Genomic DNA, 15,421 nt, shown 5'->3' with positions numbered 1-15,421 from the left:
CCCGTTCTGCGCGGGGCGAGGTCGTGGTGCTCGGATGTGCCGCCTCCCGAACATGGGTTCGCAGCTTGTTCGGATTCGGGCGCGGGGTGGTGCTCTTGTCGTTGTTCATCTGCTGTGCTTTGGGGTCCTCTGCCATCAGTGTCACCCCCTCTCGATCACCGAGGAGATGAGTCCAGGTAGGAGTGCGAGCACAAGCGATCCGACGAGAAGGGTGAAGCCGATCTTAATGAGCAGGCTGACTCGGGCCACGTGCCTGATGCTCTGTTCGATGAAGCCTTCCTCGGTCTCCATCATGTACTCGCGTGTCTCCGCCACAGAAGGAAGATCCCCCTTGTCGCGGAGGGACTCGTAACTCTTCCGGGTGCCGTGGACGTCGTAGTTGTCTCGGCTCCTACTCCACAGGCCGATGACACCGAAGATCCCCGCAGCGACGGCCGACACCAGGGAGACGAGTCTCCAGGGGGAGCCACTATCCGCTGCCAGCACTCCGAACACGATGGCGGACGTGCTGACAAGCAAGGAGGCACGCAGGTTGGCCCCATCGGTGGACCGCTGCAAGTCCTCACGAACCTGGTCGTACTTTGGCTCCAGTAGGTCGAGCACACCGGACCACCGCTCGTCGTCGGGGTTCTCACTCGCGTCTTGCCGGCCGGCATCGTCACTGGTCTTGCACACTCGGGGAGCCTATCGGGGTATGCCGCCGGAGCAGGCGGAATACCGCAACCGAGCTCGCCTGCTGAGACGTTCGCTTACGCACTCGGACACCGGTTGCCTGCCCCATCTACGCATGGGGCAAGGTATGAGCGAGAAGAACAGTGACCCCTCCGATGTCATCAACACGTTCCTGCGTGGCCGGGGCAAATGGGCGGCCCTGGGGCTGACCGCGCTGCTCGTGGTCGTGTTCGCCGTCAAGGCGGTGACCGGATGACCCGGCAACCACTTCCCCGCGGCGAGGTCATCGGCGAGGCAGCCTTCGGTCTCGAACACGATTCGTCGTGGGCGGCGAATGCCGAGGTCGCGGCGGCCGGTGCGCGTGGTGAGCGACGGACCGCGAAGGCACTCGGTGAGCTCGCTGCCCGCCCGGGCGGCCCAGCGGTGCTTCACGATGTGGCGATCCCGATCCCGGGGTTCACCGCGAATATCGACCACGTGCTGGTGTCGGGCCGCACGGTTGTGCTCCTGGACTCGAAGTCGTGGAAGCCGGGCTTCTACTGGACGCTGGCCGGCACCTCCCGGCGGGGACGGGAACTGTTCGCCCACGCCGACAACCAGACGATGGCGATGGCCTACCAGTCGATCAGTCGCCGCCTGGCCGCCCGGGCCGACACTGCCACCGCGACGGTCGCCCAGCCTCTGGTGCTCGTGTGGCCCTCGAAGGGTGAACGGCCGGTGCACACGTGGGCACTGCGGCCACCGGGGGCACGGGCGGTCCCGGCCCGGGTGGGTCTGCGGATGCTGTCGAAGCGGTCGCTGCAGCGCAACGCCGACCCGTCGGTGGTGGCCTGCCTGGTCCCGCTGGTGGCTTCGCTGCGGGCTAGAACCGAGTAGCCCCACCCACGACCCGGCCCTTTCACGTTTATCCGTTTCGACCCTAGGACTCGACCGCTCCCATGGCACAGCGCACTCCCCAACCGGCCTCCTCGATCGCCTGGCTCATCATCACCGCCGGCGTCGCAGGTATCGGCGTGGCCGTCTACTACGGCTACCCGGGCATGGTCGCACTGTGGCTCGCGCTCGTGGTGGCCGGCTGGTCCGAACCGCGCCCCGTGTTCTCCGGCCCGAAAGACTCCTACGGTGCCCCGACGCCACTGGGGGCCGGGGAGCATCGCGCGAAGAACCGGTACCTGCTGCTGGCGGACCTGCGGTGGCGACTCCTCGTCCCGAACGGGGACTGGCTGCCGGGCTGGCCGCTGCTGGGTGCCTGGTTCCTGGCCGCGGCGGCAGGGGTGGCCGCCTATGCGATACCGGTTGAGCAGGCGAGTTGGGCGTGGGCGAACTCGGCGGCGGCGTTCATCGTCACCTGCCAGGTAGCTGCCTCGAAGCGGCGCACCGGGAACCCGTCCGACCCGAATCCGGGTGTGCGGCTGGATTCGCTCGGGCAGGTCGATTCACTGCGCCCGGTGATCGGCGGGGCCGCGGCAGTGTTCGTGGTCCTCACGCTGGCCTGCGCTATCGCGCTCACCCGCGAGCCGTGGGGCCTGCAGGTGCCGGGCCCGCCGCTCGTGTTCGGGCTGGCTGCCGGAGCGGCTGCCGCCATCGGTGTCATGTGGGGGCCGTGGTCGCGGGCGGCGCTCGATGAGTGGACGGAGCGGACCGAGGCCCGGACAGCGTGGGAGCCGCGCTGGGAGGTCGCGCTCGGCAAGACGGACAAGACCGGTTCGCCGCGGCTGGTCGCCCACCGGCAGGTCGGGTCGTTGACGGTGGACACCTTCGATGCCCCGTCGGCGCTCGGGGCCGGCGGTCTCATGGCCGCGAAGGCGAAGCTGCGCACAGCCATCGGCGGCGGGTACACGGTCGCGATCCTGGCCACCCCGAACATCGACTCCGACGGGCGGCCCATGGCGGGCACGGAACACCCGCTCCGGGTCGATGTGGTCACCTTCCCTTCTGATGCCCCACCGGACGTGACCGACCCGGGCATGGGTGAGGAGGAGGCCGCGTTGGCGATTTCGGCTGCCCTGTCCGGCGCGGTGGACGCCTACGGCGGTGGCGGTGCCCAGTACGTCTTCGTCGGCATCGAGGCTCTGCATGTCCGCCCGCAGGTGGCCCCGGAGCCGGCCGGGTGGGCGCGACTGTTCCACTCCCCCGGCACCGACCCGGCACAAGACGACCCGGCACAAGACCAGGTGGCCCCCGGCACCGAGGACCACCCTGCAGCTGTCCACCCTGCGCTCGGGGAGGACCCTGCACTCGGGGAGGACGGCCCTCATGGAGCCAGTACGGATGCTCCCGTGGCCTCGGCGGGTGCCGTGTGGGCTCTGCAGTATGGCGGGGCGAACACGTTGCAGTATGCGAGGAGCCAGTACGCGGGGATGATGCCCCAGTTCTTCGCCCAGCCCACCGACGTCCTGGTCAACGACTGGCCCGACGGTGACCCGAACCATCCAGGTGCCGGGCGCATCTATGTCGGTGCGATCTTCGACGGCGGCACCGTGTTCACGGATCCCGGCGTGCCGGTCGCACTCGACCAGTTGGCGATCGATGACCAGTGGCGGGGGCGCTGGTCCGGGGTGTTGAAGACGGGCGTGAATTATCCCGACCCGCAGTTCCCGGTCGCCAAGGACGCCCAGTTGGGCCGCACGATGGTCCATCACCTGCCGTTCGTGATCCGTCAGGGTGAGAAGGTCGACGACTTCGAGAAGCTCGAACCGAAGCTGGCCACGACGTTGACCGCGGCCCCGTTCGTGTCGATTGTCGGCTACCCCGGTGATGGTGGCCGTCCCGGGGACCGGCACCCGCAGGCGTTCGTGGTGCGCTGGTCCGATGGCCCCGTGCCTGCCTCGGCCGACCGGCTCCCGCCCGGGAAGGACTCATCCGAACGGTTCGCTACGAGCTCGACGCCGGAGCATTGGGTGCTGGCCGGGCAGGTCAATGCGGCCTTCGATGCTGCCCGCCTGGCCCGCCCCGAGGTGATCTCTGCCCGCCCCATGACCTTGCCGGGCCGGGGCCCGCACCTGTGGAAGGTGGAGATTCGGCTGCACGGCGGTGTGTCGCTGACTGAGGTGCGCGCCAAGATCGCCCGCATCGCCTCGACGCTGTCGGTGCCGTGGCTGCAGGTCAGTGCCGCACCCCAGCCCCAGTGCATCGTCCTGGTCGCCGGGGCCGACTTCCGCAAGGTGCGCCTGGCCAACCCAGGCCGTGACCTGCCCTACCTGGCGAACCTGGAATGGCAGCAGGCGTGGGTAGACGCGAAGGTCGTCAACTCTTCCGGCCTGACCCCCACGACGTTGGCGACGGCCCCGCTGGCCACGAACGAGAAGGTTCTCCAGCTGGACTTCGAGCTCCCATCGGGCATCACTCCCTCGCGGGTGAAGGGCGTGATGGAGAAGCTGAAGGGGTCGACCCGGAACGCCTTCGTGGACGTGCGCCCGGGCGCGCATGGGGCGAACTCGATTCGGCTGCTCGTCTGCGAGGAAGACCCGATGCCGTTCCCGGCGGCGATCGACTTCGACTTCATCCACTCTCCCGCCTCTGAGGGCCTGTTGCCGTTCGCGACGGGCATCGAGGGTGAACCGGTCTCGTGGAACATCTCTGAGGATGCCCATTTACTGGTCGTGGGTTCGAGTGGCTCGGGCAAGTCGAGTGTGCTGCAGATGTTGCTGTACCCGATGGTGGTGCGTGGCTGGGAGATCCACGTGGCCGACCCGGCCAAGGCCGCCGCCGACTTCCGGTTCGCGGAGCCGTGGCTGACCTCCATCACCACCACGGTCGCAGACACCTCGGCGATGATGGACGCCGTCTACGAAGAGGTGAAGCGACGCCGGGCCCTCAACGGCCAGTACGCGGTCGGCTCCTACGCGGACCTGCCCCCGGACGTGCGGCCGAGTCATGTGGTCGTCGTCATCGACGAGTTCACCTCCCTGATCCTGGCCGACAAGCCCCGCAAGCCGGCCACTGCGGACGCGGAGGCGATGGCCGAATACGAAGACGCCCTCGAACAGGTGCGCCTGGTGGAGAACATCGGCTCGAAGGTGGGCCGGATCGTGCGCGAGGCCCGCTCGGCCGGGGTCACCCTCGTCCTGTCGACCCAGCGGCTCACCGCCAAGGAGCTCGACTCCATCCCCGGCGGGAACACGATCCGCACGAACATGTCGCGCATGATCCTCGGCAAGGCCACGTTCGGGGAGCTCCAGTCGGCGCTGCGCTCCCCCGAATCGGCACCCGACCTGGGCGATTCGGTACCGAAGGGCCGCGGGCTCCTGGAAACCTCCGGTGCCCCGATCCAGCTGATCCAGTCCTGGTACGACCACCCGATCCAGCAGGTCCTCTCGGGCCGGCTCCGCGAGGAGGGGATCCCTGGCGCGGCCAAGCTCGACCTGGACCCGTTCATGCCGAAGGAGACCGAACGCATCGTCGAGGGATCCGTCATCGACGTGCCGGCCAGCCCCGCCGGCGAGGGTGAGGTCATCGAACTCGATGAGATGGAGATCGACCTGGACGACCTCATTCTCGACGGCTCTGTTCTCGAAGATGCCGAACTCGACGGCCCTGCTCTCGAAGATGCCGACTTGGGCGACACAGTTCCAGAAGACACAGTTCCAGAGGACACCGTTCTCGATGAGGCCGACCCTGATGACGCCACCCCGATTCAGGGGCAGGTGGGCCGGTTCGGTGAGGGTGCCATCGTCCTGACCGACGTGCCCGCACCCGCGACCGTGGCCATGGGCGGGACCGTGATCTGGACCGGCCCGCCCGAGCAGGCACCACCGGGCGCGCAGGTCGAGGCCGTCCCCGCGGAGGGAGAGTCGCTGTTCGCCCACCCGAAGCTCGACGTGCTCGCCGGGGTCCTCGCCTCCCACCCTGCCGGGGCCATCTACTGGATCGACGCCGAATGCGACACCGCGGACGAGACCGGGACCCCGCTCGGGGTGACGGCCACCGAGATGGCGTCCCAGGAAGGCTGGGCGATCACGTGCATGCCCCACTGGGGCAACCAGCCGGGTCACGAAGGGTCAGCAGTTGTCGAGGAGGCGGGTGCCGGCCAGCCAGATGCCGGCGACCCGGGTGCCGACGAGGACTGGGATTTCGAGCCCGAGCAACCAGCAGAGGCATCACCGGCTGCCTCCAGTTCACCGGCTGGGCCTGCTTCACGGGATGTGGCTGCTTCACAGGATGCGGCTGGCTCGAACGAGGACGACTTCGACTTCGATGACCCGAATCCCAGCCGGTCAGCCGTACCAGTTCCCGGCGACACGCCCGGGACGGGCACACCTGTGGCAGCACCCGGACACCTCTTGGGCACCAACGAAGAGGAGTTCGAGTTCTGATGCCCATTCACTTCGACGTGCCCGCACCTGCCGCCGTCCCGCTGACCTACACCACCCGCCGCCGGCCCCGCCCCGGGGACACGATTACCGAGAACACCGGCATCAATAACAGCGCTGGCACCGAGAACGGGACGGGCCAGCCCCACGAGGTCGTCTCGGTCACCGGCGGAGCGGTCGCCACCACCAGCGGGCTCATCATCCCCATAGGTTCCGTCACGGTCGTGGCCCCTGCGGGCGAGATGGTCCCGGCAGATATCAAGATGCGACCCAACACCGGGATCACCGGGCCGGCCGTTTCTGGCACGGGCACTTCCGATACCGGCACAGCAACTGAAGGGCTTGCGGGTGCCCAGCCTCTGGGTATCCGAGCGGGTCGTCCTGAGCACCTGCTCATCGAGGGCGACACGGCCCACGCCTGCCCGCTCCTGGGGGCCAGTGGGCACGTGTTCGACCTGGCCTACCTCGACCCTCCGTACGACACCGGCCACGACCTGTCCTACGCCGATGACCGCGAGGATTGGGCCGACTTCTTCCACACGCGGTTGGTGCGCGCGACCAGGCTCCTGGACCCTGACCGGGGCGTGGTCATCATCGCCATCGACGACCGGCGCATGGCCTGGGCTCGGCTCATCACCGATGCGGTCCTGGGAGCGGACTCGTTCGTCGCCTGCGTCGTCTGGGACGGCGGGGTCAAGGGGCAGGCGCGACTGGTGTCCACGAGCCACGACTACATGCTGATCTACGCGGTCAACCCGGCCTGGATGCGCCGCAACAAGGTGCAGTGGCGGGAACCGAAACCGGGGGCCGACCTGGTCACGGCGACGGCCCGGCGGCTGTGGGACGGGGACCCGGTGTCCTCGCAGGAGAAGATGACGGCCTGGTTCAAGAGCCTCAGCGCGAGCAACCCGGCGAAGAGCCTGTACCTCTACCGGTGCTTCAACAGCGCCGGTCGCCTGTTCCGGGAAGGGCCCGTCTCGAAGCCGTCGGGCCGCGGGTACGTCTACGATGTGCCTCACCCGGTCACGGGCCTGCCCGTCGTCCCCCCATCGACGGGCTGGCGGTACGCCCCCGACCGGATGGAACGGATGCTCGCCGAAGACAGGATCGTCTTCCGCGCCGACCACACCCGATCGGTCGCCACGAAGCTCTACCTGGACGAGCAGGGCGAACAGGTCGCAACGTCGGTCTTCACCGAGAAACGCACTCGCGCTGCGAAGAGGCTCGCCGCCCAACTCGACACCATCCCGACCGATGCAAGCCCGAGTAATGCTGGCGGTTCGAGTACCGATGGTTCGAGCACTCGTCAGGCCGTCGCCGCCCGGTTCTTCACCTACCCGAAGGACACCGGAGTGCTGGCCCGCTGGCTCGCGCTGGCCACCCAGAACCGCGCCGATGCGTCCTTCCTGGACGTGTTCGCCGGCTCCGGTTCCCTCACCCAGGCGGTCATGGAGATGAACGCGGCCGACTCCGGGCATCGGACGAGCGTGGCCATCACCTTGAACGAGGTGCCCGCCGGGCAGGCCCGCGACCTCATGACGGCAGGCCACCGCCCAGGGGACGCCCACTGGGAGGCTGCCGGGCTCATCGAACAGGTCACCCGCCCCCGGCTGGAAATGGTGGCCGCCGAGCTCGACCAGCACCTGAAAGTGGGCAGGGTCGTCATCGGTGCCGGGCGGTACGTCCTCGACGAGGTCGGGACCGCAGTCTCAGGGGCTGAAGCTGCCGCCTGACCCGTGTAGGTCGACTGGTCCGTGCTGCCTGATTCGGTGCTGCCTGATTCGGTGCTGGCCGATGGTGGGGCGTTGATTCGCCTTGCCCGCACACCTGATGGGTTGGCCCGTCTACGCATGGGCCCTTTCGAGGCCGGTGTGCACCGGCCACTTCCCATCAAGGAGATCAACAGGATGAGTAGTCCTCACACGAGGGGCAGGCGCGTCAAGCCTGCGCTCCTGGCTGCGACGGCGCTGTTCGCGTCGGTTGCAACAGCCGGGGTGACGGCCGTCCCGGCGCTGGCGGCCAGTTCGGTCGGCGGTGGCGGCGGCTGGCAGTCGACCTATCAGGGGCTGACCGGAGACACCGAGTACGGGGTGCCGATCCAGAACGATGACGGCGAGTCGAGGCCGGACGGTTCCTACATGTTCGACCGGAATCTGACCGATGCCGATGCCAGGGGGAACCTGTCGATCGGTGCGGCCACGTATATCGCGGACACGTACTCGAACCCGAACCACCCCGTGGCGGAGTGGTCGGATGCGGCGCAGATGAACCGTGATGGTGCCAATATCCTCCAGATCGCGTATCACGACACGATGTCGGACTCGAACCTGTTCCCGAATCAGAACAGGATGACGATCCTGAACCAGGCGGAGGCGTTCACGGCCGCGGCACGGACGAACCCGCTGGACCTGCAGCTCTTCAGCCATGACATCGCCCAGTCCTCGCCCACGCCGGACGGTTTCGACATATACAAGGCCCCGGACACCTCCGAGGCGGGTGCGTCGTACGACTTCACCGTCCGGGTTCTCGGCCCGGGTGGTCAGCCCATCCCGTACGGGGTCGTCGAGCTCGAACCCGACAGTTTCCCGATCGACAACTACAACCGCGACACCGACGCGAACTGGTCGGCGCAGGCGATGGGGCGCTCGTACGGGGACACCGACACCCGCCGGTACCTGGCCGACGCCAATGGCCGGGTCACGATGACGGTCACCGATGACGGCACCGGCAAGTACGCCGGCTACACGATGCGCACCCACAACCCGGGTGAGTGTCTGGCCCGCTACAACGCCGACACCGACGGCGTCTCGGACGTGGTGTGGCCCTCCTGCGCGGGCGAAGGCAGCCAGATCAGCTTCGCCGTCTCGTTCCCTGGCGACAGTGCCGAACTGCGTATGAGCAAGACCTCCAACTTCGGTGACGGCACCCGGTCCAACCCGGTCGAGGTGCCCGCCGACTCCGAGGTCACCTGGGAGTACACGGTCAAGCAAGTCAGCAACAACGCCGATATTCGCCTGACCGATGAGGATCTCATCGACGACCAGGGCGTCCAGGTTGTCATCGACCCCGCGACGGCACCGGCCGGGTGGGTCATCGACCCCGATGGCAGCTTCGATGAGGTCCTTAAGCCAGGTCAGTCCTTCACGGCCTACGGCACGGGTACCGTCCCCGCCGGCGACTACAAGAACTGCTTCTACGTCGAGGGCACCATCGAATCCCTCACGGGCGGGCCTGACGGCACCGGTCACGGCTACCTCTCCCCGGGCGACAAGAGCACCACGGACCCGGCCTGGACGCAGAACGGCCTCCACTGCTGGTATGGAGAAGGCATTGAAGAGCCCGAGCCGGACCCCGAGCCCGTGGCACCGGTCGCCCCGCAGGTGACCCAGCCCACGTGTGAGAACCCGGAGGCAGGCGTGTCCACGGCCACCACCGATGGGATCGTCTACAGCATCGACGGCGAGCCCGCCCCGGGTGGGACCGTGACCGTGACCGCCACCCCGGCGGAGGGTTTCGAGCTCACCGCCACCGATGGTTGGACCATCACCGATGGTGTGGGCACCTTCGAGGTCGTCTTCGATGAACTCGACTGCATCGAGCCCGTGGCACCGGTCGCCCCGCAGGTGACCCAGCCCACGTGTGAGAACCCGGAAGCGGGAGTGTCCACGGCCACCACCGATGGGATCGTCTACAGCATCGACGGCGAGCCCGCCTCGGGTGGGACCGTGACCGTGACCGCCACCCCGGCGGAGGGTTTCGAGCTCACCGCCACCGATGGTTGGACCATCACCGATGGTGTGGGCACCTTCGAGGTCGTCTTCGATGAACTCGACTGCATCGAGCCCGTGGCACCGGTCGCCCCGCAGGTGACCCAGCCCACGTGCGAGAACCCGGAAGCGGGAGTGTCCACGGCCACCACGACCGGGATCGTCTACAGCATCGACGGCGAGCCCACCCCGGGTGGAACCGTGACCGTGACCGCCACCCCGGCGGACGGATTCGAGCTCACCGCCAACGATGGCTGGACCATCACCGATGGCGTGGGCACCTTCGAGGTCGTCTTCGATGAACTCGACTGCATCGAGCCCGTGGCACCGGTCGCCCCGCAGGTGACCCAGCCGACGTGTGAGAACCCGGAAGCGGGCGTGTCCACGGCCACCACGACCGGGATCGTCTACAGCATCGACGGCGAGCCCGCCCCGGGTGGGACCGTGACCGTGACCGCCACCCCGGCGGACGGATTCGAGCTCACCGCCACCGATGGCTGGACCATCACCGATGGCGTGGGCACCTTCGAGGTCGTCTTCGATGAACTCGACTGCATCGAGCCCGTGGCACCGGTCGCCCCGCAGGTGACCCAGCCGACGTGTGAGAACCCGGAAGCGGGCGTGTCCACGGCCACCACGACCGGGATCGTCTACAGCATCGACGGCGAGCCCGCCCCGGGTGGGACCGTGACCGTGACCGCCACCCCGGCGGACGGATTCGAGCTCACCGCCACCGATGGTTGGACCATCACCGATGGCGTGGGCACCTTCGAGGTCGTCTTCGATGAACTCGACTGCATCGAGCCCACGCCGGAGCCCGAGGAGCCGACCGTTCCCGAGGAGCCGGTTGACCCTGCCCCCGAGCCGACGGACCCCGAGCAGCCGGAGCAGCCCGAGGAGCCGGTGGTTGACGAGCCGGTGGTTGACGAGCCGGTGGTTGACGAGCCGGTGGTTGACGAGGAGCCTGCCCCCGTTGAGCCTGCTCCCGAGCAGGAGGAGACGATCCCGGCACTGGGTGCCCAGGTCGGTATTGCTGTCGGTATCGCGGGCCTGCTCGCTGCCGCTGGTGTCGCCCTCGCCCTGGTGAGCCGTCGCCACCGCCGCGGACAGCAGATGTAGCCCAAGAAGGATGCCACAAGGGTCGGCCCGGGTACCGTTTCGATGGTGCCCGGGCCGACCCATATCTGCATCCCGCACACTCAACGGGTATGAGCATCCAGCCCGCGCCCAGAGCCGCCGTTTCCCGTCAGCCCGCCGGTACCCCCGCCGGTGGACAGTTCGCGCAGCAGGGCCGTCCCGCCGCCGGCGTCGCCCTCTCCAGCCCTCGCCCTCCGCGCATGGTGGCGGTGACGAATGTGACCCGCAGGCGTGTGGGTGGCATGGTCCCGGGACGCGACGCGGCGTCCGTGCAGTGGGATGCGGAACTTGCCGATGGGGAGATGCTGTCTATCAATTCCACGCAGATCGCCCCCGGGTCCACGCATTCGATTGCGCACGAGCCGGCACCGCGGCGCGGGGAGGTCTACCCCGACGAGGACTGGGGCCAGATCGAGGGCTTCACGAGCCGCGAGGACGCAGAGCAGGCGCTTGCCGGCCATGGGCGCGGTCGAGGGCTCATCATTGAGCTCAACTAGGTGCGCACCTCTTGCTGGGCAGCCAGTGCGTCCCTGGGGGCCGTGTGGGGCTGAGGGCGGTCAGGACCTCACCGGTAGGGCGCGGCCCGCTCTCAGGGGCAGCCAGCGGGCACCAGCGCCCTGATTCCCGGCCACCTGGGCGGCAAGGATGGTCTCGACGACGGCACCGGCACCAGGTTCGGCTGTTCCGGCCCGATTGACCCCGGCTTCGGTCGCCCAGTACGGGTTCGAGGACCAGGCCGGATTCGCCTCCACGACCGCCCAGGAGCCGCCGGTGGTGAGCCCGACGTCGAGGACCCATCCCCGCGGCACCGGCAGGTCGGCCGAGAGCGTCAGGACACGGCGGGCGAACGTGATGGCCTCACCCGTATCGGGCAGGTCGCCCGGATCCCACTCGTCCCACGTGTGGCCGTCGATGAGGTAGCCGCTGGCTGCCACCGGCTCCCCGTCGAGCACGAAGACCCGGTACTCGGCAGTGAAGTGGACGATGCCGGAGACGAGCACCAGGCCACCGGCAGGGAATCGGGCGGCGCGTGCGGCGGCAACGAACTCGGGGAGAGTCCATTTGCCTGCGGGGAGACCGGGGATCTTGTGGTCGGCGGGCTTCATGAACGCCCGTTCCTGCCGGTCTGCACCGATGATGCCGCCCATGGTGTTGCCAGCCGTGCCGTCTGCGAGGTCAGCGAGCGTGCAAACGTGGATCGTCCGGCCGGTGACCTCCGCGGGCAGGTTCGCGATGAGCCCCGGGTCCGGCGTCCACAGCGACGGGGTGATGCCGGATGCTTCGAGGCGGGCAACATGCTGGCCGGGCATCCACCACGCCACATGGCCTGCGTCTGCCGGGGCCCACAGTCCGAGGTCGTGAGTGACGGGCACCCGGTCCTGTCGGGAGAGGTCGCCCGCGAGCCACGCGGCGGTCGTGACGACACGCAGCACCCTGGCTCCACCTGATGCGGTCACCGAACTCCTCCTCCGCGGGTGGACACCCCGGCTCGCCGGCTCTGGACGACGTTGACCGGGCACCCACGGCGGTACCAGTCAAGGGCTGCCTCGGGGGCTTCGAATAGGCGCATGTCCAGGTGGATCCAGACGGCCCGGACCGCCATCGAGACGGCCTGGGAGGTGGTCATCGCCGTGGTCAGGTGAACGTCGTAGGCCGCGCCCGGTGCCTCATGGTTCCCGCCGGTGGGCAGGTCGAGCAGCGGGAGAGAGCGCGTGATCGTGAACTCGGGGATGTTCGTGTGGGCGAACACGTCACCGCCGATGCCGTCGTGTCCGATGACCCGGACGGTCCGCCCGTCGGCGCGCCAGTCATCCCAGGAGCGGGCGGGGTCCCTCCCGGTGGCCAGGTCGCCTAAGAACCGGCCCGTCGATGCGGCCACGGCAGCAGCAACGGTCTGCTCATGGGTGGCGCGGGTGTTGACCGTGATGCGCTGAATCGGGGTGACCATGCAGGGCAGGTGTGCGGACCGGCACGACCATTGCCACGAACCTGTTCAGGACGCGACCCTGTTCAGGCGACGAGGATCCGCCAGAGGTCGTCGATATCACCCTCGATAGCCACCGGGATGACCCCATCACCACGGATGAGGGACGCGACGATCCGGTGGTTCCCATCGACGATCGGCCAGTGATCGGCGAAGGAGTCGACCGTGATCGGGTGCGGGTCACCTGGGTCGATCGGCATGTCCACGAGCTGGGCGATGCGAGCCAGGTGGCATTCCCTGCACATGTCAAGCACCCCATCGCACGGACACGACGTCCGGTCGCAGAGCTCGGCGGCGGTGACATCGAGGCTGTCGAAGGGCCCGATCCCCCACTGATCGCCGGCCCATGGGTCGAGGCACATGCCGCGGCGATCACGCGGGTGCGGGGCGGACTCGGGCGTGCAGATCCGCTGCGGGTCAACCCACCACACGTCAGACTCGATAGACCACGGTCTCACCTGCGGCGGGAGGAGGGCTGTGCCTGTCTCTGCCGTGCCCGTACCTGCCGCCACGCCCGTGTTCACTCCCGTGTTCATGGTGCGATGGTGTGCGGCACCCGAACGACGACGCCCCTCCATGGGCATCCAGTCACCGGTAGCCACGTAGCCGCCGGTGGTCACGCTGTCACCGGGGTGTCGGGGCCCGGGTGCAGCATGGATCCCATGAGTCAGTCGCAGGCGTGGGACGCCTATTCCGGCGACGAGCAGCCCATCACGAACGCCATCCCGGTGCCGCCCCGCGCAGAGCAGGCCCGCCCGACCGAGTCGATCCCCGTCTGGGCGCGGCTTCATTGGGGGCGGGACGGCGTGGAGGTCATTGAGACGGAGGCGGGAGCCTGGACGAAGACCCACGTGCTCGTGTTCATCGACGACCGGCGGTGCCGGCTCCGCGGAGTGTGGATCCCGGCCGGTGACGTGCGCCGACGATGACAGCCTCAGCCCTCCCATCCGAACGTCGCAATGACCTTGTCGAGGCGCACGGGCTTACCCCAGGCGTCCCAGCCGACATGGACCATCGGGGTTCCCTCGTCGAAGCTGAGTCGCTGCCCGGAGTCGTGCGTGTGACCGTGAATCAGCGGCATGCCCTCGTTCGGGAGCCGGTATTGGGTGTACCGGTCGGCCCCTACCCGCTTTCCCTCGCCGGTGTACGGGTAGTGGGACAGCAGCACATGGTGTCCGGCCGCTCGAATCCGGGCATACGGCTGGATCGAGTCGAAGTACTGCAACCAGGTGCGCTGCAGCCTCGGGGCGCGGCGGGAGACACCGGGGGCGACCTCGTCGTGATTGCCGGTGACCAGGTGGATAGTCCCGTGCAGCCGCGAGAGCAGGTGGCCGACCCGATTGATGTTGCCGAGGGTGACGTCCCCCAGGTGCCAGACCGTGTCCCGGGGGCGCACGACCTCGTTCCAGACGGCCACGACGTACTCGTCGTACTCATCGACGGTGTCGAACAGGCGCAGGCCGAGCACGGTGTCGTAACTTCGCAGATCCGCGACGAGGCGGTGGCCGAAGTGGGTATCGGACGTGAAGTAGGTGGTGGACATGCCTGCCCCGTTCTCAGTTCTCGATGGTCGGATTCGGTGCCTGCTTGCGGGAAGGCGCGTGGGCCGGGGCCGTGCCATTCGGGTTCGGCAGGGCCTGACGCAGCTGGTCCCGCTCGTCACGCACCTCGTATCCGAGGTCGGCGATCGCCTGTTCGTGGCGTCCGTAGTGGTGGCCGCACAGCAGAAGGACGGTGCCGGAACTGGTCGTGAAGGACACGTAGGCCCGGGCCTGGCACTGGTCGCACCGGTCGGCCGCGGTCAGGGCGTGCTGGGGCTCGGTGCCCGGGAGGGCGGTTGCCGGGGTCGTTGATGCGATGGTGCCGGTCGTGTTGAGGCTCATATCCACGAGGTGTGCGGCAGCAGCCGGTCGGTGCCACCAACATTGTTCACATCTTGGTGCCGCCTGCTCTGTTCCTCCCACCGGTCCCAGTCTTCGGCAGTCGGGCGTACTTCAGTCGGCCACGGCTGCCCCATGCTCGCTCGGTGGGCTTGTTCATCCCACCACTCCTGCCTCTTTTCGGGGGTGAGCAGAAGCAGCTTCGAGTGCGGGGAGAGCACGGTCCCAGAGAACGGTGAGTAGTAGACGACGGCGAATCCGTGACGGAAAGCAGGATTCTCCCCATCGCGCCAAGCCTGCCAGCGCCCGTGGTCCGATCTTGCCTCCCGGATGTTGCAGCTTGTGCAGAGGCGACCTCGTATGAGGCCGGTCATGTGGCAGTGATCAGTCACAGTTGCATAGCAATCGCCGCACATCGCGCACCGATTGCCGCTCCAGTTCCAGAACGTCTCGCCGTGGGCGGGCGGTTCCCAGTACCTCCACTGGTGGTCGCAAACCTCACCGTCTGGCCCCCGGATGAGCTGCCTATCACCCCTGAACGTGTCGATCGGGTTGGCCAATAGGGGCTGATGGCTGGTGCTCATGTGCGCCTGGTGTGCGGCCTCGTGCGCCACGCGCCACGTCGTCGGTCGGCGAGCAAGTCATCGTGTCGTAGATTCCCCCTGACTC

At 68.2% G+C, this 15,421-nt stretch carries 14 protein-coding genes; 7 read left to right on the top strand and 7 right to left on the bottom strand.

Translation table 11 applies throughout. The features are described 5' to 3' along the window. Positions 1-141: 141 nt before the first annotated feature. A complete protein-coding gene (locus GCG21_RS08715) occupies positions 142-675 on the bottom strand; it encodes a hypothetical protein (protein WP_152819127.1) in 534 nt (177 codons plus the stop codon). Between the two features lie 124 nt (positions 676-799). Here GCG21_RS08715 and GCG21_RS16995 point away from each other — a divergent pair, with 124 nt between their 5' ends. From GCG21_RS16995 to GCG21_RS08690, 6 genes are all read left to right on the top strand, one after another. Then, positions 800-928 (top strand): hypothetical protein, encoded by a 129-nt coding sequence (locus GCG21_RS16995; RefSeq protein WP_255471606.1) that lies wholly within the window; start codon positions 800-802, stop codon positions 926-928. Further along, entirely contained in the window at positions 925-1,548 is a 624-nt protein-coding gene (locus GCG21_RS08710; protein WP_194165014.1) for a nuclease-related domain-containing protein, read from the top strand. The genes GCG21_RS16995 and GCG21_RS08710 overlap by 4 nt, the downstream gene beginning before the upstream one ends. Before the next feature lie 62 nt (positions 1,549-1,610). Continuing rightward, the gene (locus tag GCG21_RS08705) at positions 1,611-5,987 is read left to right on the top strand and encodes an FtsK/SpoIIIE domain-containing protein (protein ID WP_152819123.1); all 4,377 of its coding nucleotides are present in this window, start codon (positions 1,611-1,613) and stop codon (positions 5,985-5,987) included. Next, complete coding sequence (locus GCG21_RS08700; RefSeq protein ID WP_152819121.1) at positions 5,987-7,717, top strand: DNA methyltransferase; 1,731 nt, start codon at positions 5,987-5,989, stop codon at positions 7,715-7,717. The genes GCG21_RS08705 and GCG21_RS08700 overlap by 1 nt, the downstream gene beginning before the upstream one ends. A 174-nt stretch (positions 7,718-7,891) precedes the next feature. After that, positions 7,892-10,870 carry a hypothetical protein gene (locus tag GCG21_RS08695; RefSeq protein WP_152819120.1) on the top strand — a complete coding sequence of 993 codons (2,979 nt, stop codon included), beginning with the start codon at positions 7,892-7,894 and terminating at the stop codon, positions 10,868-10,870. 89 nt (positions 10,871-10,959) lie between these two features. Next, a complete protein-coding gene (locus GCG21_RS08690; RefSeq protein WP_152819118.1) occupies positions 10,960-11,385 on the top strand; it encodes a hypothetical protein in 426 nt (141 codons plus the stop codon). A gap of 60 nt (positions 11,386-11,445) precedes the next feature. Here GCG21_RS08690 and GCG21_RS08685 read toward each other — a convergent pair whose 3' ends face one another. The 3 genes from GCG21_RS08685 to GCG21_RS08675 form a co-directional block, all read right to left on the bottom strand. Further along, positions 11,446-12,345, bottom strand: coding sequence for an ATP-grasp domain-containing protein (locus GCG21_RS08685; protein WP_152819116.1), 900 nt, complete (start codon positions 12,343-12,345; stop codon positions 11,446-11,448). Next, positions 12,342-12,836 carry a hypothetical protein gene (locus GCG21_RS08680; RefSeq protein WP_152819114.1) on the bottom strand — a complete coding sequence of 165 codons (495 nt, stop codon included), beginning with the start codon at positions 12,834-12,836 and terminating at the stop codon, positions 12,342-12,344. Before GCG21_RS08680 ends, GCG21_RS08685 begins: the two co-directional genes overlap by 4 nt. Positions 12,837-12,898: 62 nt before the next feature. Continuing rightward, complete coding sequence (locus GCG21_RS08675; RefSeq protein ID WP_152819112.1) at positions 12,899-13,396, bottom strand: hypothetical protein; 498 nt, start codon at positions 13,394-13,396, stop codon at positions 12,899-12,901. A gap of 138 nt (positions 13,397-13,534) precedes the next feature. Between GCG21_RS08675 and GCG21_RS08670 the strand changes: the two genes are divergently transcribed. Then, positions 13,535-13,801: a hypothetical protein gene (locus GCG21_RS08670; RefSeq protein ID WP_152819110.1), complete on the top strand. Its 267-nt coding sequence runs from the start codon at positions 13,535-13,537 to the stop codon at positions 13,799-13,801. 5 nt (positions 13,802-13,806) lie between these two features. Here GCG21_RS08670 and GCG21_RS08665 read toward each other — a convergent pair whose 3' ends face one another. From GCG21_RS08665 to GCG21_RS17235, 3 genes are read right to left on the bottom strand one after another with little or no spacing between them, the layout of a single operon-like run. After that, entirely contained in the window at positions 13,807-14,415 is a 609-nt protein-coding gene (locus GCG21_RS08665; RefSeq protein ID WP_152819109.1) for a metallophosphoesterase family protein, read from the bottom strand. Positions 14,416-14,428: 13 nt separating this feature from the next. Further along, positions 14,429-14,755 carry a hypothetical protein gene (locus GCG21_RS08660; protein WP_152819107.1) on the bottom strand — a complete coding sequence of 109 codons (327 nt, stop codon included), beginning with the start codon at positions 14,753-14,755 and terminating at the stop codon, positions 14,429-14,431. Beyond that, on the bottom strand, positions 14,752-15,336 hold the full coding sequence (locus GCG21_RS17235; RefSeq protein WP_152819105.1) for an endonuclease domain-containing protein: 585 nt from the start codon (positions 15,334-15,336) through the stop codon (positions 14,752-14,754). Before GCG21_RS17235 ends, GCG21_RS08660 begins: the two co-directional genes overlap by 4 nt. Positions 15,337-15,421: the final 85 nt, after the last annotated feature.

The sequence above is a fragment of the Pseudactinotalea sp. HY160 genome (genome assembly GCF_009372055.1).
Classification (GTDB): Bacteria; Actinomycetota; Actinomycetes; order Actinomycetales; family Beutenbergiaceae; genus HY158.
Note: the sequence above shows the minus strand (reverse complement) of the source record. Positions and strands in the feature narration are given on the sequence as shown.